This is a genomic window from Ketobacter alkanivorans (assembly GCF_002863865.1).
Taxonomy (GTDB): Bacteria; Pseudomonadota; Gammaproteobacteria; order Pseudomonadales; family Ketobacteraceae; genus Ketobacter; species Ketobacter alkanivorans.
Map to the genome: position 1 here is coordinate 2,812,937 of NZ_CP022684.1, position 21,017 is coordinate 2,833,953.

A 21,017-nucleotide genomic window follows, 5' to 3' on the forward strand; every position below is an offset into this window, starting at 1 on the left:
CCACCCTCATCAGCACAGATCCGGTATCACGGGCACGGCGATGCCATCCCGACTGTCGCTGGGGCTGCCTTCCAGTGGGCCAATGCCCTGCGGCAGTTTGGGGGTGTCACCGGGTTTGCCGATCTCAACACGCACGCCCATCAGCTCCGGCAGTTGATAGGTCTTCAGATCCAGCTCCTCGGTCTGAGGTAGGCGGCGCCAGACTTTTTCGCTGCTTTTGGCACCACTTTTCAGGCTGTGTTCAAACAGCGCCACGGCATTCACCGCCTGCACCCCGTCTACTCGGGCGGCCTGAGTCAGCAGCTCGTTGACCCGCACAGACTCCCCCATGGGCCAGCCATGGCCGCTGGCACCTCCGCTTTGCAAGGGCCACAGATATTCGGTAATAGCGTTTTGCACGGCCAGTATGGTGTCCTGCTCGGTTTGAGGGTCGCGCACCTGCACCACAATGCTCACCGCCACCGGTATAAACTGCGGGCTCAGCACATAGATTTCGGTGCCCACCAACACTCGATTCAACAGATACGAAAACACGTCCTTGAGCAGGCCTTTATTGGGTTTGGGCCAGTTGCCAATGCCCAGCTCTGCCGGTGGCAGCACAAACACGCTCACCACGCCGGGCACATCGGCGCGGGCCGCATCCAGAGTATTGCCGGGCAGGAACCCTTTAATGACCTCGGCGCGGGCCACAGGGTTGATGGGGTTCGACTGGCACAGCGCCTCAAAGTCGGTTTCGGTCACCGCACGATTGCGATGGGTAAGAAACTGGGGAATACGTTGTTCGGCCTGTTCCACCGTCTCGGCGTCGCGGCCACCGCTTAAGGGCCACTCATGGCGCAGCTTGAAACGGGGGCTGCCGTCGACGATCTCTTTGATGGTGCCGCAGGCCAGGTTGCCACCCTGGCCGCCGCCATAGCGGTATTGGGCCACCCGAATGCGGGCACCCTGGGGCGGCCGCTTACCGTTGGCAAGGCCATCACCGAAGTAGACGAAACCGGATTCAGGATTGAGGCGATACACCAGCGCATCCGCACTTTGCCCCGCCAGAAAATCCACCGGGCTCCAATCCACCCAACTGCCTTGATCCTCCACCTGCAATACCACGGTGCTGGCATCAATGTGTTGGTCTGGCAGGGCAATCACCTGATCCGGCAGGCCGGTGCCCATGCCGACGATCTGATCCCGACGCAGGCCCTGTGCCACCACATCCACACCGTTTAGGCCCAGATACCCCAATTGCAGGCCGGGATCGTCCGGGCAACGCAGGCGAATCCACAGTGCAACCCGCGCCGCCGCTACTGCATCATCCAGCGCCGGGGGCAGGTTCTTGCTGCCATCGAACATGGGGTCGGCGTTGGCGAAGTCTTCAAACAGGGCTGAATTCTTTGGCAGGCGCAGGCGCACCACCCCGGTCTGACGCCCCCCTAAGGAGGTGTCAGAAAGAATGTCCAGAGGCAGAAAACGGGTGCTGCCATCGGGGCCTTGCGCCACCAGATCCCATTTCAGATTACGGGCTTCCAGGTCGCTGATGGCATCGCCGTCAAGATTATCGGCGGGGGCGATGGCTACACTCAAGCGCACACCGGCCAGGTTATCCCGCAGCAGATCCATGTGGCTGTCCAGTTGTTTGGGGGCGATACAGGCCAAATAGAAACTCTGATCCAGGCTTTTTTCCAGGCTCATGTTTTCGCGGCCAATCTCAAAGCGGCGTGGCTGGAATGGATTGGGTTTCTCGCCTTTGCGCAGGCCGAATTGCTCATGTAAATCCTGCAACGTCATGCCCAGGGCATCCAGATCATCGGTGGACAAGGCTTGCTTGATCAACACCTGCAGGCTCAGGCAGGTGGGCTGCAATTCACCCTGGGTGGTGAGGGTTTGTTTGCCGCCGCGCAATTGGCTGCCATCTTTCAACAACGGTGCCAGCAACACGCTGGTGGGGCCAGCGTCTACGCAGATCACTCCACGGGCCGGGCGGGCCGGGCGCACCGGAATCTGCAGCAAGTTAAGGAACACCCGGCGTTGACGCTCGGGAATCAAATTGGCGCGATACAGAATGGTTTCGGTAAGCCAGGCGAACAGATCGATGAAACTGTGCACTGGGTCGCCGGGAGCAATCTGGGTCAGCTCCGGCAAATGGGCAGCCAGACGAGCTTTGGCCTCGGCTACCAGGTCGTCGAAGCGGCGATCGTCCAGATTGGGGACCGGTAATGGCATGGTCTCAGTTCCTCCTTACACACCCAGGTTCAGGGTCAGGCCCAGTTCGGCGGGGGCCGGGTTATGTCGCATTCGATAGCGGATATTGATGTGCACTTCCGCCAGACTGTCGGGGCTGGGTTGTACCTCTACGCCATCGATCGTCACCCGTGTTTCCCACAGCTGCAGGGATTTACGCACCACGCCAGCAATCAGGTTACGGGTGGTTTCGTTATTGGGTTGATGCACAAAGTTCAGCAGCCCCGCGCCAAAGTCGGGCCGTTGCAGGCGTTCGCCGGGGCGGGTCAGCAAAATATTCAACATCACTTCACGCACGCTCTGATCATCGTTGGCCCAGGTCAGCGCGCCGTCTTCATTGACGCTACCCAGTGGCCAGCTTTGAATCTTAGGGGTCGGGGTTGCCATGCTTAACGCCTCATTGCTCAATGCTACTTTTCAATTTTCGGGAACGGCAGACAGATCCGAACCCAGGGCAGCCAGAAGAACACAATGTTCAGCAGCGAAATCATGATCATCAGCAGAATCATGGCCACCAAGGTGATCACCGGCAGGCTGAACGAACAGATCCATTGGATGCCCAGCTTGGGGCCATCGCCGATGACATCCTCACTGGCACCCTTTTTCAGATTGAGGCCATTGATTAAATCAAAGGTGTCGCCGGGGGTAAGCACGCTGGCCCCTTTTGCTAATCCTCTTTTTAAGTCCCGCAGGCTGGGCATGGGGATCAGTGATGGGCGGCTGGCTTCGGGATCAAAGGGTGCGGCTACACGAAACTCCATGGATCGACTGTATTCATCGGCCCATTGAATCTGCTCTTTGCCCTGATCGTTTTTGGAGCGTACAAAGGGCACGATCTGATACACATCCTGTTGCCCCTGGCCAAACTTCGGCAGAGGAATTTCCTTTGCCTGAGCCAGGGTTTGCTCTCGAAAACGTTGGCCCAGCTGATGACGAATATCTTCCGCATCGCTGGCCACGATTCTTAATGAAAACGTTAACGAACCGTTGCCATTGCTGTTGGGCAGGGCTGCCAGTGTTGGCAGGTTATCCAGGCCGCCGACTTTGTCCGCCGCCTGCTCCTGCTGGATAATCCATTGCACCAGTGGATTGTGTTCCTGCTGGGCAAAACATTGCTGCAGATAGTGGGTCAGATGAAATTGCCGATAGCCTTTCACCAGTTCACGAGAGTGCTCATTAAACAGGCCATTGCGTAGATTCGCAGGCAGACGCCGATCATCGTAAAACCATAACGATGAGCAGAGTGCTTCCAGATCGGCATTCAAACTGGCGTTCTGACGGCTGTGTTGCGCACTGCCCGCTTCCCCCAGATGGTAGCGATTTACCAGTAAGCGCAGCAGTTCAAACATGGCTTTGCTGGGTACACCATCGTGCACCGGCAGGGCGTGGTGTTGCAGAAAACTCAGTTGCTTGCCTTCTCGATAGCCAAAGGGCCAGGGCAGGCTGCTGGCGGCGAAGTTTTCAATCTCCTGCCGATCACCGGCGGCAAACAGCTTGGCTGCCTGGCGTTCATAATAGAACCCCCCCAAGGGGACGTAGCCGAACAGCAGTGTGTGGCATTTGCCGTTGTCATCCACGGTGTTAAGAACATGCAAAGGATGCGTCTGTTCACCACTGTAGGCAGCTTGATTGGTGCGTGGGTGCAGCAGGCCGTTGGGGCACAGGCGTCGATCCAAATCAGGGTCACGCAATTCGTTGCTGGCATCCTGCCAGCCCAGTGCTTCGCCTTCTTCCAACACCCAGGCCTGTTCCTGCCCCTGGCGCTGGCGACGAATCACAAAACCGGCCGAGGTGATGCGGGCGGGATCCAGTGCCGGGCGGCCAAAGCGTTCGCACACCACCTCGCAGCACACCAGATGAAACGCGCGATGGGTGGGCAACCGCAACACCGGTTTGCTATCAAACTGGCTGTGGGTTTCTTCTTTAATCCAATCCGCAAACTGGGTTTGCGCAAAGCGCTGCTTGCTTACATCCTGCTGAAAGCGGTTAACAAAATCGGGATCCAGATACCGCAACAGGGATGCCTGTTCACCGGACTGAGACAGCCTCTGGAAAAACGGCGGTCGCAGACGAACACTGTGAATGGGTTGTGCACTGGTCATGTCAGCCTCCTCATTACCAAATGTTGCCCGCGCCGGGGGTGTATGTGGTGCCCACTACCGATGTGGCGATGATGGTGTCGCACTGCACGACGCCACTGAAGCGGGACATGCCAGCGTCGACCTGCACCATGCTGGCAGAGACATTCACCGTGGCGGCATTGATGTTCACCGGGCCTGCGCTGTCTACCGTAATGTCGGAGGCCGTCATGGTAACGCTTTGGCTGCCGCGTTCGATTTTTACTTCACCGCCGCCACCTTCAGTAATGGTGATGTGGTAGCCACTGCGGGTACGTAATTCCACTTTGGGATCGCTGTCGTCAAATTCCAAAACGGTGTCGTTGGGGGTGCGTACCACGTAGTGCTGTTCCTGTGGGTCTGCATCTTCCGGGCGGCTGCCATTGCCGCACCAGATACTGCCCATCACCAGCGGTGTATCCTGATTAATAAAGGCCACCACCACGATCTCATCCAGCCGCGGAATAAAGCTGGCACCGTAACCCTGGCCCGCCGACGGAGCCACCACGCTGGCCCACATTTCCATGGGGGCAGATTGCAAACGAATCTTCACGCGGCCTCGGTTATCTGGGTCGGCATTATCAGTGACCTGTGCCAGTTGCATGCTGTGTAAGTGGCCGAGCACGTGGGAATTCATGAGGCTGGGCTCCAATCGGCTTTGTTGACTTTAAGATGGGTTTCGAAACCGGTCTGGTTATCAAAACGATGGCTGCAATGCACCACTTGATAGGTGCCGCGCAAGCGGGGGGAGACACCGCTAAGTACGATTTCACGGCCGCTTTTCAGGCTCGGTTCTCCCTGACAGACGATATCGCCTTGCACAAAGCGTTTTGCCGCACGACGAAAATGCGCATCGGCGTACACATCGGCCTCACCCTGACTGCGGGCGAAGGGATGGGGTACGATCTCCTCTCCTGGCCAGCCCAGTTGCCCAAGCGTATCAACGGCGCTGGTGGCAGCGGGCGCAGGTGTGATGCGTTCGCTGGTGTGATCCACTGGGTCTGCAGTGCCCACGTTATAACCTTGAACGGTGGAGGACAGGGGTTGCTGATTCAGATCCACAATCAGCCGCACTTGCAAGGCGCTGTCTTGGGCGCTGATTTCAACGGGGTTGTTGTCAGGTTGCTCGGGTTTGGCACGCAGATTGTCGCCATCCATGCGCAGGGCAATGTCAAAGCGCCCCAGTAAGCGCATCAAAAAAGCCAGATCACTTTCATTGAGCTGATGCCAGGTATCGTTGATGGTGGATACCTGCACATCGGCGCGCACGCCCGCTTCACTGGCGATGGCCTGTACGATGTCATCGGGGCTTTGTTCTTCATAGCTGCGATTCTGTCGCGCGCGGGCCAACCAGTGCAGTTTATCCTGCAGCAGCAACGCCAGGGTCGGCGCGCCATCGCCGTATTGTTCTTCAATGGCGGTGATTTCACCTTTAAAAATCAGCGTTGGGTTGGGTTGCCCCATTTCAATTTCCACCTCCGCACCCAGGCCGATGTCATTAAATACATAATCAGGCTCTTGTCCGCCCTCGGGCACACCCCAGTTGGTGAGGGTCAGCTCCGCGTGAGCGCAGCCGTGCAGTGGCAGGTTTACCACCAGGCCAGTGATGGCTTCCTGCATATCCTCACGGGTCTCGCCCTCTATTTTGAAACTGGGGCGGGTGCTGATAAAGGCGTCTTCGGTCATAGTGCGCTGCGGATTCCTGATAACGGGTTAATCAATTTTCAAACGTTGTTGCCGTTGCTGGATGCGTTCCAGCGTTTTGGCCAGCTCCACTTCCGCCACCGAAAGCGGTTGTTGTTGTGATGCTGGCTGTGATTCCTGTGCCTGTGTCACCGGTTCCTGAATATCGGCAATCACCTCGTCAATTAGCACCGGCATGATGTGTTCTCCTGTCTTGCGGTTGTTGCTAAATAGGCATTAATCAAACCCCACGCCACCATCAAACTTGACTGCAGGGGTTGTTAGTTTCAGTTGTGCTCGGTTGCCTGTGGTGCTGCTGCGCAATTGCACCGATCCGTTGGCCAGGTTGCCCGCATTTAATGCGGTGCTGGCTCCTGCGCTGAAGGCGCCTTCTACCTTGGTGCCCAGACTGGCGGAGGCACCAAAACGGTATGCCGGTGTGGCAGATGAACTTACGGATACCGAGCTGCTGATGGAAACGCCAGCGCCAACACTGGCGCCCATGCCAAACCCCGCCTTGGCACCCACGGCGGAGCTGGCGGAAACGTTGGGCACCGCCAAAGTGGAGGCCGACGGCAGGCGAGGATTTTCGACGCCGTTGTACATGGCCGTGTCGCGCCAGTTGCCCGGTTGATTATCGCTGGCTCCGGGCACCGGTGCCGTGTTCTGGTCGGGTCGTGGCGCGCCATTGCTGTCCGGGTTATTGTCGCCGTTGCCAGCGTTATTGTTATCGGTGTTGCCCGTTGAGCTGAGTGTCGGTGTATCTTGAGTCGCCGCGGCAACCCCGGATGTACGCTGGCGGAACTGATAACGGTCCTCTTTCAACTTGAGGGAAACCGTTGCGCGCAGTGGACGTCCTTCCTTGGAGAAAAAGTCGAGAGTCTCTTCGTAACTCTCCACCAGCCCAACAAACTCAAAACTGCCCCACTGGAATAGACAGCGCTTGGGCGCCTGCATGCGGCTGCCAGAGCCAATGGGTTTCAAAAACCGTTCAGCGATCTTTTTGGTCTGATCGCGCACATCGGAGCCTTGCTCGATGCGATTGGCACTGCTGCTGGAGGCTGGCGCATTCCCCTGACCCTGATTTGCATCCCCCTGACTGGGGGCGGCTTCTATATAGGTGGTATCAAAAATCAACTCCACCGTCAGTGAAGATGAGCTCTTATCCACATACTGGGTAGAACGGCTATTGCCGTTGCGCTGATTCTCTTTCAGCGTGTTGGACAGGCTCACCTTTAACGTTGTGGGGTTGAACTGAACATCCACCGCGTTGTTCATGTCTGGCGTGTTGTTGTTGCCGCTGACTGGAATCAGTTTTCCGCGCTCGGGGTTCATATCAAATTACCCTCCCTGACTGCCGCTGCTATTACTGCTGGCCGGTGGTCGTTCCAGCTCCAGGCCTTCGTGTACCAGATGCACCTCTTCGATAGCCACCTGATTACCGGTGGCGTTCAGATCCGGGCCTTTGAATTTGGTGGGCAACACACCTTGTAAGCGCCATGTCATCATGTGATGTTCATTCACCGTGACATCAGGATGGGCATCTTTACCGTTACCTGCTGCAACCGTGGTGGTAGGGTTGCCCAACACAATAATTTCACCATGCAGGCGATAGCCGTAATTGGAGCCACGGGTGCTGGCGTCAAACCAACTCCATAAATCATTCACACTGGTGACGCCCCGTTTCAGAATCATGGGCGCGAACTTGGTGATGCCGCTGCGTTGCAGTTCACCCCAGTTGCGGCCACCTTCCTGAATGGCCTTGGGTTCCATGGTGAGTTCAAAACCGGTGACCTCACTGAAAGCGCCAGAGCACAGCAATTGATTACTGCTGCTGTTGTATAAGTTGACGCGAAAGCGAAACGGAACAAACTCAGACACCGCCGATCCCTCCCTGCCACTGCCCATCCACATTGGTAAAGGTGAGTTGAATGCGATCTATAGGAAACGCCGGTGCAATCATGATCTCGTAAATCATAGCGCCTTCGCGAGAGCTGATTTCCCGAATGCGAAACGCCTCCTCTGCCGTGGCGCCTCGCAAAGCACCCTGTTGTTGCAGATGCCGAAAAAAACGTTCCAGTAACAAACGTGGGCGGGGATCGCGGTAATCGATGTTAAACACCAGTTGATCCCCCAGCGCATTGAGCTGACGCTGCAAATAACCCAACAGACGCATCACCTCCGCCGAGCGGAAACCATCAAACCGTTGCAGGTTATTGGCGTAGGCATAGTCCTCCGGGTGCAGGGCAGGCACCACCAATCGCTCATCATCTAGTTGCAGAGTGCCACTGCGTTGCTGCAGCACGCATACGCCGGGGTTGTCCCGCAGGCTGACGGTTTCAGCAACCGCTAAACGGGGATAGGGCAGGCCATCGGTTTGCAGCGGAAGGGCTGCGATGGAGCGCCAGGGGCCGACATGCTGTGCGCGCGCACTTTGCTTGCCTGCGATGACACCTGCCGGGCTGTGTAATGAAAACTGCGCCCCTCTTAAATAGGGAAACAAAAACTGCATCTGACGCAAGCGATGACCACTGTCGCCGTCGCGGATGTCGCGCAGCCATTGCAGTGCCTGCTGATCCACGGCAGGGCTATCCAGTTCTCCGGCGTAGGCCAGTGGCAAGGTCAGCAAACATTGCACGTCCGGGCGATACTGCGCCATAAAGGGCAAAATACCTTGCAGCAGAACATTAAACGCTGCCGGGTCGGGCATTTCACTTAGCGCCACTTCAGAGGAGTGGCGTCGCTCTCGATGATCGTCGTCGGTGTTGGTGCCGCAGGGTAAAAATTGTGGATCAGGGTTGTCCAGGCGCACCCGGGGAATATCCGGCAAGCGAGCCGGTATCTGCAGTCGTTCCAGATCCGGTAGCGACAGGCTGCCTACCGATGCAATGACCAGCGCCGTGGCGATGCCTCGTAGGGTACTGACATCATGCAGTTGCGTATTGGCGGCCGGTAAAAAGCCGTTCAACCCCTGCTGCTGTGGAATAGAAACCACCCACAGTTTTTCACCACCGTTGGCAAAGAAATCATCCACACAGCGGGGCAGCCAGGCGCGACGTCCGGCAAGAGTGCTGATGTAGGTTGTGTCGGTGCTGCGTGCAGCAGGAAAAATATCGTGAAACTCGGCACTGGAGCGCACAGGAACAGGTACATGATGCAGCAACTGCAATTCGGCATCGGCGGTACCCGCCTGCAGCGCATCCAATGCCGCACCAAACCCGGCGTGCCGCATTTCAGCCACGGCACTGCCCAGAGCAAGCAGACGCTCGATGCGCACCGGCCCCGGACAATGGCCCAACATGGCTACTTCCAGCGCCACATTAAGGCGTGGTAATGGCCGTGGCGTCAAAGCAATGCGGGATGCCAGCAGTTGCTGCATAGGTCAGCCCTTATTCCTGCTCAATGTGCTCAACGGCCAGCACCAGCTCTTCAATGGCCACGTCACTGCCACCTTTAGCGGTCAGCGTTGGCCCTGTCCACTTAATGGGCATGGCATTGATGAGCTTCCAGGTTACCACCGCACTGGAGCTGGTGGCGTCTTCATTTTTGAGCTTGATGACCACGTTGCGTTTGGCGGTGACATCACCGGCCCGCACCTGATCCAGCCAGGTGTAGATGTTATCTGCACCGATCACGCCACGCTTCAAGGTGACATCCCCTGCCTTGTGAATGGCAGGCACCTTGGTGACGTAATTCACCGGGGCATTGCCGTTGCGATATTCCGCCACGGTGATTTCGGCATTCAAACCCGAGACTTCAGAAAAACCGCCGGCAATGTCGCCTTCGGTGCCATCATCCAGGTTCACCAGATAATTAAAAACGCTGTAGGGTGTATCGCGAAAAGTTGCCATGTTTATGTCCTCTTATTCATCCAGTGGCCGGTTAGCTGTCAGCGGTTTTCTGACCGATACGGAAGATGACAAACTCCGCCGGTTGCAAAGCTGCCACACCGATTTCACAAACCAGTCGCCCGTTGTCCAGATCGTTTTGGGTCATGGTGCTGCGATCGCAACGCACAAAATAGGCGGTCTTGGCGCTGCCCAGGAGGCGGCCGTTAACCCATTCGTTATAGAGGAAATTCTCAATGGTGATGCGCACGTTATCCCACAGGCGCTCGCCATTGGGCTCGAACACAACCCATTGGGTGGACTTCTCGATCGAGCGTTCCAGATAGAGGAAGTAACGGCGAACGTTAACGTATTTCCATTCTGGATCGGTGCCAGAGAGTGTGCGACCACCCCAAACCCGATGGCCACGGCCGGGGAATGAACGCAGGCAGTTCACCCCGTCTGGATTTAACAGTTCCTGCTGGAAACGATTAATGTCCTGTGCAAAGCCCAGCGCACCGATCACCGGCTCGTTGGCAGGCGGTTTGTGTACGCCCCGTTGCACATCTGTGTTGGCATAAACACCGGCCACAAAACCGGCGGGCGGTACGTTGATGGTGGTAGCGATGCCGCGTGGATCGGAGCTGATCACCCAGGGGTAATATAACGCTAGGCGGGAGTCATCAAACTGGGAGCGGAACGCACGTACTTCGGAAATGGACATGCTTTCGCGGCTGTCGACAATGCCAACGCGATAGCGCATCTTGCGACAGTGCTTCTGCATTTCCACGACCACCCCTTGATGGTTGGTGGCATCGGCGGCCGCTGCCGGGGTCATGACGATGGAAATGTCTTCAATGTCTTCCAGTGCGGCAAAACCGGAGCTGCCGGTAACTTCATTGGTGGCGCCGCCGTAATGCACTGCCTGCGGTGCCGCACCATCACTGCCACCACTCAGGCTGATCAGGTAGCGGGCTCCATCCACCGAATTGGGGCCGGGGCTCATGGCTGCGGGATCGAACAGTTCGTACAGCGCGGCCATGATTTGCTCGCCGGTAACGCTGTTGGCCAAAGTGCATTGCAGCGGACTGGTGAGCTGGTCGTAGCGTTTCTCCGGCGCTGCGGACATAACGCTGGCCAGGCTGTTGCTGCCGCTGGGTGCAGACGTCACATTGCCATAGGTGTAAATCACCGGGCCATTGCTGCCCCCGCTGCGCACATTAATGTCGAACGTGCGCTGTACCATCATCGTGCGGACGCTGCCCGGTGCGGCAGCCAATGCCGACAAGTATAAATCGATGGCGCTGCCTACCCCTGCGTTCAAGCCACTGCCATCCACGGTGAAGATCGTACCGGCGGCATTCAGGGTGCCCCGCAAGGTGGTGAGGGTGCCCCAGTGGCTGCCGGTAAAGAAGTCCGACAGATCGGTTTCTTCACTCAGAGTCAACACCGCGGAGGTGCCGTCTGCCAGTGCTCCACTGGTGGGGCGGCGTGCCGCCACCTGAGTGTAGGTGATGCTGGTATCGACGTCGTTCACCAAGTTGGCAATCACCAGGTGGCCATCCGGGGTGGCAAGATCGGCGGCGGCCAGTGGCGCAGCGTCGTCGGCTGTTATCACACACAGCCCATCCAGAATTTCAAAGTGATCGCCATCCCGTTGCACCACACCGCGAATGTCCATAGGAAAATGGGAAGCGGGCAAAGCGCCATTGGCGATGGCGTTCTGGGGCAGGCCGGTGGCATCAATAAAGACGATGTCCTGATCCTGAGGGCCGCTGGTAACGGTGGACTGGATAAGGTTCTCGCTGTCGCGCCAGTTCACCTCCAGTGTCACATCTCCCATGGCGCCCGGAAACCGACTTTGGAAGGTGACAAAGTCGTTGCTGTCTGCAGCAGAAGCGAAGCCGTCGGTCGGTAAGCCATAGTTGGCAACACGCGATACATACAGTTGCTTGCCGCCGCCGTCGAAGAAAGCCTTGGCGGCAATGGCAGTGTGATTCAAAACGTCAGATCCACCCAAAGACAGGTTTTGCACGTCGCCGTAGATACGGGTGAACTCTGCAAAACTGGTGACCACTTCGGGTCTGCCACGGAGGGGGCCGTAGCGGGTTGGGCCGACTATGCCCGCCACGCTGGTGCCAACTCCTTCAATGGATTTGGAACGAAAACTGACTTCCTCTACATACACACCCGGCGCTAGGTATTCAGGCATGGTCATCTCCTTTCAGTTGCGGTCAACTGGGTTGCACGGCTAAGTGATCCTTGCTGGCGGATCGGATTAATTGAATCTCACCGGGTACGACTTGAAATCCGATGGGGTCGGAAAACGAAGCAGGAGTGGACAGGCTTTCAAGTTCCATGGCGACCAGATCGTCGGTGGCAAGTGGCACCTGGGGATCGGCGCTTAACAGTGCCTGTACACTGATTTGTGCGTTGTATTCGGTAATGCCTTCGGGCAGGGGCGGCAGACGTTGTAATGAAACCATCACATCGCCACGATGATCCGCCTGGGCGCGATAGGTTTGGGTGCCACCACCGGGAACGGTGACATTCACCGTCAGCAATGCCCAGGGCACAATGCTGCCGTCGGCGGCGTAGCGCAGTGTGGCGATCAAACCACCGGCTTTGCCAAATCGCGTGCCCAGTGGTGTTGGGTAAAGAGTCAGAGCCTGCCCCGGCAGAGGCACATCACTGTTGCCAACGGTGGTGGAAAACGTGCGAGGGTTAAATAACCCCTTGGGATCACTGACTACACCGCTTAATAAAAAACCGGCTCCGGGTACAAAGGTTTTGTCGATATCGTCGGCCACGCCATTAACGATAGGCGTGGTGGGTTTGCGCCATAGCGCTGTTTTGCCAGCACCATGACGTAACTGTAAATCAGCAGGCTTATTCGACAGCTGTAGCTGCAGCGGATGTGGAATGCGTTGCATGTCCGCAGTGTTTTCTGCGCTGCTGCCATTTAGCCAATATAAAATATCACTGGCGTGCAGTACGTTGGTTTCCAGAATGGTAATGCTGCTCATACACGCCCTCCGGGAAACACACGGGTCACCACATCGGGGCCTTCGCTGCGTTGCGGATTCAAACGCAGGCGTACGGTTTTTGCGGTGTAGGCCATGGTGCTGGTGTAGGGGGATTCGAACACATCCCAAATGCGCATGAGATCTTCGGTGCTCATGTCGGCGGGGGTAATGTTCAATACCTCTGCCTGACCCCATTCATCATCGATGTCTTGTACGTGGGAAATATCCAGCTGGCTGTGGTTGGCCAGTTCGACAATGGCCCAGCTCATCAAATCTGCTTCAATGGCCGCACTGGTGGCGTTGGCAATCAGTAAAAAATGCAGATTAACCGGTAGTTCGGGGCGTGGGCCGCTGTTGTCGGTGCCCAAGGGTTTGAAAAAGCGGGCACGCCCGTGATCGTCGATGGTAATGCGGTGCAAATAGATACCCAGCAAATTGCCGCTGAGGTTGTTGGCGATATCGAAACTGCCCAACAGCGCAACGCGGGCATTGGTGGGGCCGTCACTGAGATCAGCAGGCAGTCGGCTTTTGAAGAAATCTTCAAGAGCAATCAGCGCACCTTGTACACCTTTGTACGAAGCCATTCACACTCCTATCGCGACAGCATGCTTTGTGAGTAATTATTCTTCTCTACTGCTGTTCTTTTTTCTGTGCAATTCACTACAAAAGCGCTGCGACTTAATCAAAGTTAAACAGGATCATAAGCCGCATCGATAATAAAAGTGTCACCGTATCGATTAAAAAAACGTCTGCGTTTTTCAATCAACAAACAACTGCACTGCTGCGATAGGTGCAACGATAAAATGAATCGCCGGAAGCGATCGAACATTCAGGCTAAAGCAAAGCGATTTTGTCCGCAAGGGGATTCAGTGGGCACTGCAAAAGATTTATGTTGAGTGAAATTGATTGTTGCTGCACATCAAATTTTTGTGAAATTTTCGAAAGCATTTTTCTGTCACGACATGTGCGAAAAACAATCAGAGCAAATATTAATCAAGCGGAGACGTTGCGTAATATTTTTTTGAGTTAGTAAAAAGATAAGCTCAAGAAATGAGCTGATTAGAAATCAATCGATAATGAACCGATGAAGGCGCGGGGTTCACCGAGTGTTAAATAACCAGCCCCTGGATAGCCGCCAACCGAAGCCCAATAATGTCGGTTAGTGATGTTGGTGGCGCGCAGACGAAACACAGCGTTGCTGCCTTGCCAAGCCTCGGTGATGTAACGCACGCCCACATCCCAGCGCCACCATGATGGTGCCCGTTGTTGATTGTCTGCATCGGCGTATTGTTCGCTGGTGTACATCAGGTGACTGTTCAACGATAAGCCGTTCACGTTGGCCAGGCTCCAATCCAAATTCAGGTTGGCCAGTTGTTGCGGCGCGCCGATACTGTGCTTGTCGTCGAGGTCGGTATCCAGCAGGCTGATGCCTCCTAGTAATTTAATATTGGCAGTTGGCTTGCCAAACATCGACCATTCAATGCCGCGATGGCTTTGTTCCTCGGTTGTGGTAAAGCGGTTAGCCTCATCGAAACCCAGCACCGGTTTGTCCATATTGAACAAGCTGATGCTGCCACCGAGATTGTCGGTAGAATACTTAAGCCCGGTTTCGATCTGTTTAACCCGAACCGGCGCTAGCGATTCACCTGCATTGCTGACAGGGCCGTTGCTGTTGCTGTCTGGAGCGTTGCCGCCTTTAGTCAGGCCCTCAACATAGTTTGCGTAAATAGATAGTTGAGGTGTTACGCGATACAGCGCAGCCAGTGTCGGCGTAGTTTGATCGCCGTCATAATGTGATATCAGATCGCCGCTGTCGTAGTCGTATGTTTTGTCGTGTATGGATTGCCATCTTGCTCCCAGAGTCAACAGCAGTTGATGTTCCAGCAGGGCGATTTCGTCGGCCACCGCATAGCTTTTGGTGTGGGTGTACGAGGTGACAAGAGGGTTGTCCAGATTTCCACCTGCAAAACTCAGGCTGCCAGGCATCCCTATGGGGCTTGCATTGTATATATTGCCATTGAAGGGATCGTAAATTGCGTAGGCGTTGTGGGCATGATTGCTGAACGTGGCGGTGGCAACGGTGAGTCGATGCTCGACTGCGCCAACAACAAACCGATAGCGTGCGCCCAGCTCTCCCGTCGCGACGGAGTCCTCGTGGATAACATCAAAACGGTTTGCGCTGTAGTCTCCCAGGTCGTTGGTGACGGTGAGAAAAGCAGCGAAACGGGCGTCTTCTTCACCTTCCCGCATGCCTCCGGCCAGCCAGCCGGTTAAGTTGGCGTTGAAGTCGTATTCTGCCCGCAAGGTGCCAAACAGATCCTGCTCGCTGGAATAGCTCCAGTCTGGAGCGATGCTGTTTTTGGCATCCGGTGCACTGGGTATGTCCAGGCCGCTGCCAATGGTGATGCTGGGCTGGGTCGCCTCCATTTGATGATTCTGGTAACCCAGATCGGCAGAAAGGCGCAGCTTTTCACCTGAGTAGTCGAGACCGACGGTGGCTAATCCGAGCTGCCGCGAATCTCCATCCATGGCGGCGTCACCGTTGCGGCTGATGGCGTTGAGTCTTATGCCAAAGTGACCGTCAGTTGAGCGACGTGCAATGTCGGTGGCAACTGACACTTGATTGTCGGACTGAATTCCCATGACGACACGGTTAAGGGGCTGCAGCGGCGCACGTTTGGGCATGACATTGATGGCACCACCCAGGCTGCTGTCGCTGGGCGGTGCACCGTTCAGAAACCCGTTTGGCCCACGCAGGATTTCCACCCTTTCGATCAGGTCTGCAGCCAGGTATTGCCGTGGCAGCATGCCGTACAGACCGTTGTAGGTCATATCGTCGGAAAAAATAGGCAAGCCGCGCACAACATAGAGCTGCTGGAAGTTGCCGAAGCCTCGCGCCACCCGCACGCTGGAATCGTATTGCAGAACATTGCCCACATCGTTGGCCTGCTGATCAGCGATGTAATCCTGTGTGTAGCTGGTGACGGAAAAGGGCGTAACGCTTGCAGGCTGGTTGCCGAGTATACCAACACGACTGCCCTGGGCGGTCTGACCGCCGGGCTGGGGCAGGCTCAAGCCCGCTGCAGAAGCATCAGCGCTGGGGGTGATGTCAATGGTCAGCAGGGTTTGCAGGTCAAGATCCAGCAAATCAACTGGAGCCCTGCTTTCTTCTGCAAACACACTGGCCGCCGACCATACGAATATGGAGAGCAACATCACCGAATACAGACAGTTGGGAAAAATCCGTGTCACACATATTCCTGTAAGCGTTGCTGACATCAGTATAGAGGAGAAATTAACGCAGTAGCACCGGAGACAAACCTGGCCTGGTGAAAGTTTGATCAAGTATAAATTTGCTACACTGTCTCTGGCGCAGCGTAAAGATCGAAAAGCCCGATACCGAGCTCCAAACGGCAAGGCCGTAGCCAAATGGAAGCAATTCCGCTATGTTGGCAGCTGCGCAGTTAATGCATTGAATAGTTTTAACAATTCGAGCTTGCGATATACTAAATGGCAGGGCGCTCCGGCGAGGGCGAGCTTCCACAACTTCCGATTTGATCGACAAATTGATGTCACCATCCACAGAATTACTATGACGACACTCAGATTGACCGTGACCAGCGCACCGCCGGACAGCACGTTAAGCGGTAAAACCATCGATATCAGCGTAGCTGGCACCACCTTTGGGCGCGGCCCAGGCAATCAGTGTGTATTGCCCGATGGCGAACGCATTGTGTCGTCCAAGCACGCCAGCATTACCCACGAGCTGGGTCAATACGTGGTGACCGACCTCAGCACCAATGGCACCTTTCTCAATGACAGCCCAACCGCGATCGGGCCGAACAATTCAGCCCCATTAAAAGAAGGGGACTGCATTGCCATGGGTAAGTACTTATTTACCGTAAGCCTCGCAGCCAGCGTAGCCGATAAGCCTGCATCAGCGCCCACTGCGGGTAGCTTTCTGGATGATCTGGGGGTGCCACCGGCAGCCTCAACACCGGCGCAAGCCCCAGCCTCAGGCGGAGCCGACGACCTGGATCAATGGCTCGAGCCCGCATCCAAGCCTGCCCAGCCCCAGCCCTTGTGGGGAGCCTCCAATGTGGTGCAGGCCAGCCCCGATTTTGAAGAAGAGAACGATCCCCTGGCAGCGATTGATCAGGCGCGCCGCTCCGAGTCGCCCATGGGGGGCTCATTTCTGGATTCGGTGCCGGAGGAGGAAGATCCTGATTGGTGGAAAGGCTCCCAAAAGGATAATGTTGATCCAATGAGTCAGGCATTCGAGGCACCCAAGCCTGTGCCGACGCCAGATTTTGCTGCCGAGCCGACACCGGTTCCTCAGATTCCCACGCCAGAAAGTCAGACCCCACCGATCCCAGAGCAAGCGGCCGTTATTCCCGAGGTAGACGATGCGGATGATCTGGACGCGCTGCTGGGCCTCGACAGTGCCCCAGCCCCGGCATCAACCCCTGTGCCTGACCAAACTGAGCCCAGCCTGCTACCTGTCACGCCGCAAAGTGACATGTCATCACCGTTTGCAGCGGAGTTCACCGAGCCTCCTGCCATGGCAGAGCCTGTGCCCCAGCCGCAGCCCAAAGTCGAACCTGCTGCCAAGGCTTCGCGAGCGCAGCCTGCCCAGCCCGAGCCGACACCCTCACCTGCGGCCAGCGCCGATGCTGCCGATACCGCCCAGGTGTTGGCGCAATTACTGGAGCTGGGAAACCTGGATCAAGGCCAACTCGATGCCCTGACACCCGAAGTCGTTGCTGTGCTGAACGCCACCATCGGCCATCTGCTGGAGTTGTTGCGTGCTCGCAGTAGTATAAAAAATGAACTGCGATTGGATCGCACCATGATTCAGCCCGTGGAAAACAACCCCCTTAAATTCGCCCTGACCGACAAGGATGCCAAGCGATATCTGTTTGGGGAGCACTCCGGTGCCTACATGTCCGGTAGCAAGGCGGTAGCAGAGGCGTTCAACGACATCGCAGGCCACCAAATGGCGTTGTTGGCGGGTATGCGCAGTGCGTATGAGAAGATGTTGGCTAAGTTTTCACCAGAAGCATTGGAGACCCGCTTTGGCGATGCTGCTACTAAAGGACTACTCAGTAGCAAAAAAGCCCGACTGTGGGATGCCTATGTGGAATACTTTGATAAACTTCAGCAAGATCCCGAGACAAGCTTTAATCGTCTTTTTGGCGAGGAGTTTGCAAGTGCGTATGAAACGCAAGTGGATGACATCAAATCCAGTAAGCCGGATCGTTGATGTCGTAACCCCACTTGGCAACCATTCACTATAACTAATATTAAGATTCAGAATATGATGATGCCGCTTCGTCACCTGTTACAGATCACCATCTCTGCGCTGTTGATTTTCAGCCTGACCGCCTGCGGAACCACCCGCAAAGCCCTCAATCTGGAAACCTCCGCCGAGTTCAAATTCGTTGCCAGCATGGATGTGAACCCCACTACGGCCACAGGCAAGGCCGCACCCATCGTGGTGCAGGTCATCACCTTGCGGGATGCCCGCCAGTTCAAGCAGGAAGACTTCCTCAACCTGTTTGAAGATCCCCAGAGCCGACTGGGCAACGATTTAATTGAGATCACCCGACTGAAAGAGTTTGCACCGGGAGAGAGCCGGGTGGAAACCTTCAACCTGACGCCGGACGTAAAATTCATCGGCATACTGGGTGAATACATCCAATATGAAGATGCCGAGGCCAAAGCGATAATACCCATTGAGCCTCACACAACCAACAAAGCACGCATCAGCATAGAAAAACTAAAAGTGCGTATCGAAGACTGACAGCCCTCCGCACATTGTTTTGCACCAGGAGCCCGCAATGACAATCAGTAATAAAGTGGTCTGGTCCGAGGGGTTGTTTCTGCGCCCCCAGCATTTCCAGCAGCAAGACCGCTATTTTGAACGCTACATTGACGGTCGTTGCGAAGCCATCGGTGGCTACCTGTGGGGGCTGCTGGATATCACCCTCGATAGCGAACTGCTTAAACTGGGTAAAATCGGCATCAGCTACGCGCGCGGTGTGTTTCCCGACGGCAGCCCATTCAGTTTTCCCGATGGAGATGAGCTGCCACCGGTATTAAGTGTGCCGGAGAACACCAATAACGAGATGGTGTATCTGTGTTTGCCATTGCGTCGTGCCGGTGCCATGGAAATCACCCAGGAAGACGGCCAAAATACACTGGCCCGTCACAACAGCGTAGAAATCGAAGTCCGCAATAATGTAGGCGAGCAAGGCGAGCCCACTGATATCGCAGTAGGTCAGCTCAATGCCATACTGAAACTGGGGTCTGAAGATTTGAGCGGTTATGCCAAAATCGGCATCGCGCGTATTCAAGAATACATCGCCGATAAAGCCGTGCAGTTGGATAACGCTTACATCCCGCCCATGGTGGATTGCTTAAAGTCCCAGGTTATCGCCAGCCATCTCACAGAGATTCATGGATTGATTCACCATCGCGCTGAGGCATTGAGTGGTCGTTTGGCCGACAGCGGTCGGGCTGGATCGGCAGAAATTGCCGACTACCTGTTACTGCAGGCATTGAATCGAATAGAACCACTGATTGCCCATATCAGCACGATCAATCAGCTGCATCCCCTGGCGTGCTACACCGAATTGCTGCAAATGGCGGGCGAGCTTGCAACCTTTACCACCCGCACCAAACGACCACCTGAGTTTCCCCGTTATCAGCACGAAGATCTGCAGACTATTTTTGATGCCGTGTTGATAAGTTTGCGACAGTGCCTGAGCACCGTGCTGGAACAAACTGCGGTTTCACTGGAACTCACCGAGCGCAAATACGGCATTCACGTAGCGCCCATAAGCGACCATTCCATTATCGGCAAAGCCAGTATCGTATTGGCAGTGAAGGCCGATGTTCCCGGCAATCAGTTGCGCACCGGTTTCCCTGCTCAGGTGAAGATTGCGCCGGTAGAACGCATTCGTGAATTCATCAGTGCGCAACTGCCGGGAATCGGTTTACAGGCGCTGCCGGTAGCGCCGCGTCAGATTCCCTACCATGCCGGGTTTACCTATTTTGAACTGGATCGATCCAGCGAGCTGTGGGCAATGATGCAAACCTCAGGTGGGTTTGCCATTCATCTGGGGGGGAACTTCCCGGGTTTGTCCATGGAGCTTTGGACAATTCGTGATTGAAGCGTGGAACACTAACACAGACGGAATTCAGATTGGGTATCAGTCATGAGCAGCGACGACGATAAAACCGTATTTACACCGGGTCAGCGACAACCGTCGCAGGCGGACATGGACAGCACCGTTTTTATTCCCAAGCCCGGAGCCCAGCGTGCTGCGCCCGCTCCCTCATCGCCAGCGGCCGCAGCCCCCGCGTCATCGGCTCCGGCAATGCTGGCTACAGAGCTGTTGCAGGTAGAACGAGGCCTGAACCCGGTGATCAGTGCTGCTACCACCCTGCTGGCGGTGGCCAACAAATTGCGAAACACAGCCCAGCATGCCGATGTGGCTGGCTTGCATCGCAATTTGGTTGAAGAAATCAAACTGTTTGATAGTAAGTTAAAAAGCCAGAACACCCGTCCGGAAATTGCATTGGCTTCACGCTATCAGATCTGTGCTGCGCTGGATGAAGCCGTCATGAACACACCCTGGGGCGCCCAGGCCGGATGGGCACAGCGTTCCCTGTTGAGTCTGTTCCACAAAGAAACCTCCGGCGGCGAAAAGTTCTTTGCCATACTCGCCAAAATGATGGAAGCACCCAGCACCAATCTGGACATCATAGAACTGGATTATCTTCTGCTGAGCCTGGGCTTTGAAGGTAAATTCAGAATAGATCCCCGAGGTCGCGATCAATTGGAAACCCTGCGGGACAATTTATACAACACCATTGAAAAACTGCGTGGTGAGTTTCAGCCGGATCTGTCGATCAACGCCAATACAACCGTAAGAGCCAAGCACGGGTTGATGGAGTTTTTACCGCTGTGGGTGGTCTCGGCAGTGGTATTGGCGCTCATCCTGGTGGTTTACAGCGGGTTCAGTATTTGGATGTCTCAGGCCACCGAATCAACAGCTGCCCAGCTGAACACGCTGAGTGCTGAAATTTTAAAAACGGATAAGAAACAGTAGTCCAAGTTCATGCCA

General features: G+C 55.8%; 18 protein-coding genes. 4 read left to right on the plus strand and 14 right to left on the minus strand.

The window, feature by feature from the left end:
* Positions 1-9: 9 nt before the first annotated feature.
* The 14 genes from Kalk_RS12080 to Kalk_RS12140 all read right to left on the minus strand — a co-directional run bounded on the left by Kalk_RS12080 (position 10) and on the right by Kalk_RS12140 (position 16,137).
* A complete protein-coding gene (locus Kalk_RS12080) occupies positions 10-2,214 on the minus strand; it encodes a putative baseplate assembly protein (protein WP_101894494.1) in 2,205 nt (734 codons plus the stop codon).
* Between the two features lie 15 nt (positions 2,215-2,229).
* Positions 2,230-2,619 carry a GPW/gp25 family protein gene (locus tag Kalk_RS12085; protein ID WP_101894495.1) on the minus strand — a complete coding sequence of 130 codons (390 nt, stop codon included), beginning with the start codon at positions 2,617-2,619 and terminating at the stop codon, positions 2,230-2,232.
* A gap of 23 nt (positions 2,620-2,642) precedes the next feature.
* Positions 2,643-4,334, minus strand: a complete 1,692-nt coding sequence (locus tag Kalk_RS12090; protein WP_101894496.1) for a hypothetical protein — start codon at positions 4,332-4,334, stop codon at positions 2,643-2,645.
* A 13-nt stretch (positions 4,335-4,347) separates the two neighbouring features.
* Positions 4,348-4,986 carry a phage baseplate assembly protein V gene (locus Kalk_RS12095; RefSeq protein WP_101894497.1) on the minus strand — a complete coding sequence of 213 codons (639 nt, stop codon included), beginning with the start codon at positions 4,984-4,986 and terminating at the stop codon, positions 4,348-4,350.
* Entirely contained in the window at positions 4,983-6,035 is a 1,053-nt protein-coding gene (locus Kalk_RS12100; RefSeq protein WP_101894498.1) for a phage late control D family protein, read from the minus strand. Before Kalk_RS12100 ends, Kalk_RS12095 begins: the two co-directional genes overlap by 4 nt.
* A gap of 27 nt (positions 6,036-6,062) precedes the next feature.
* A complete protein-coding gene (locus tag Kalk_RS21220) occupies positions 6,063-6,230 on the minus strand; it encodes a hypothetical protein (protein ID WP_158643460.1) in 168 nt (55 codons plus the stop codon).
* Between the two features lie 39 nt (positions 6,231-6,269).
* Positions 6,270-7,367: a CIS tube protein gene (locus Kalk_RS12105; protein WP_199767903.1), complete on the minus strand. Its 1,098-nt coding sequence runs from the start codon at positions 7,365-7,367 to the stop codon at positions 6,270-6,272.
* Positions 7,368-7,373: 6 nt separating this feature from the next.
* Positions 7,374-7,913, minus strand: a complete 540-nt coding sequence (locus Kalk_RS12110) for a phage tail protein (protein ID WP_101894499.1) — start codon at positions 7,911-7,913, stop codon at positions 7,374-7,376.
* Entirely contained in the window at positions 7,906-9,411 is a 1,506-nt protein-coding gene (locus Kalk_RS12115) for a hypothetical protein (protein WP_101894500.1), read from the minus strand. Before Kalk_RS12115 ends, Kalk_RS12110 begins: the two co-directional genes overlap by 8 nt.
* Positions 9,412-9,421: 10 nt before the next feature.
* Positions 9,422-9,883: a phage tail protein gene (locus Kalk_RS12120; protein WP_101894501.1), complete on the minus strand. Its 462-nt coding sequence runs from the start codon at positions 9,881-9,883 to the stop codon at positions 9,422-9,424.
* 31 nt (positions 9,884-9,914) lie between these two features.
* The gene (locus Kalk_RS12125) at positions 9,915-12,071 is read right to left on the minus strand and encodes a phage tail sheath family protein (RefSeq protein ID WP_101894502.1); all 2,157 of its coding nucleotides are present in this window, start codon (positions 12,069-12,071) and stop codon (positions 9,915-9,917) included.
* A 22-nt stretch (positions 12,072-12,093) separates the two neighbouring features.
* Complete coding sequence (locus Kalk_RS12130) at positions 12,094-12,885, minus strand: hypothetical protein (RefSeq protein ID WP_101894503.1); 792 nt, start codon at positions 12,883-12,885, stop codon at positions 12,094-12,096.
* Positions 12,882-13,469 (minus strand): DUF4255 domain-containing protein, encoded by a 588-nt coding sequence (locus Kalk_RS12135; protein WP_101894504.1) that lies wholly within the window; start codon positions 13,467-13,469, stop codon positions 12,882-12,884. The genes Kalk_RS12130 and Kalk_RS12135 overlap by 4 nt, the downstream gene beginning before the upstream one ends.
* Before the next feature lie 475 nt (positions 13,470-13,944).
* On the minus strand, positions 13,945-16,137 hold the full coding sequence (locus tag Kalk_RS12140) for a TonB-dependent receptor (protein ID WP_233716624.1): 2,193 nt from the start codon (positions 16,135-16,137) through the stop codon (positions 13,945-13,947).
* A 340-nt stretch (positions 16,138-16,477) separates the two neighbouring features.
* Here Kalk_RS12140 and tagH point away from each other — a divergent pair, with 340 nt between their 5' ends.
* From tagH to icmH, 4 genes are read left to right on the plus strand one after another with little or no spacing between them, the layout of a single operon-like run.
* Positions 16,478-18,148: a type VI secretion system-associated FHA domain protein TagH gene (tagH, locus tag Kalk_RS12145; RefSeq protein WP_101894505.1), complete on the plus strand. Its 1,671-nt coding sequence runs from the start codon at positions 16,478-16,480 to the stop codon at positions 18,146-18,148.
* Positions 18,149-18,202: 54 nt separating this feature from the next.
* On the plus strand, positions 18,203-18,688 hold the full coding sequence (tssJ, locus tag Kalk_RS12150) for a type VI secretion system lipoprotein TssJ (protein WP_101894506.1): 486 nt from the start codon (positions 18,203-18,205) through the stop codon (positions 18,686-18,688).
* A gap of 37 nt (positions 18,689-18,725) precedes the next feature.
* Positions 18,726-20,060 (plus strand): type VI secretion system baseplate subunit TssK, encoded by a 1,335-nt coding sequence (tssK, locus tag Kalk_RS12155; RefSeq protein ID WP_101894507.1) that lies wholly within the window; start codon positions 18,726-18,728, stop codon positions 20,058-20,060.
* A gap of 45 nt (positions 20,061-20,105) precedes the next feature.
* Complete coding sequence (gene icmH, locus Kalk_RS12160) at positions 20,106-21,002, plus strand: type IVB secretion system protein IcmH/DotU (protein ID WP_101894508.1); 897 nt, start codon at positions 20,106-20,108, stop codon at positions 21,000-21,002.
* The last annotated feature ends 15 nt before the right edge of the window (positions 21,003-21,017 follow it).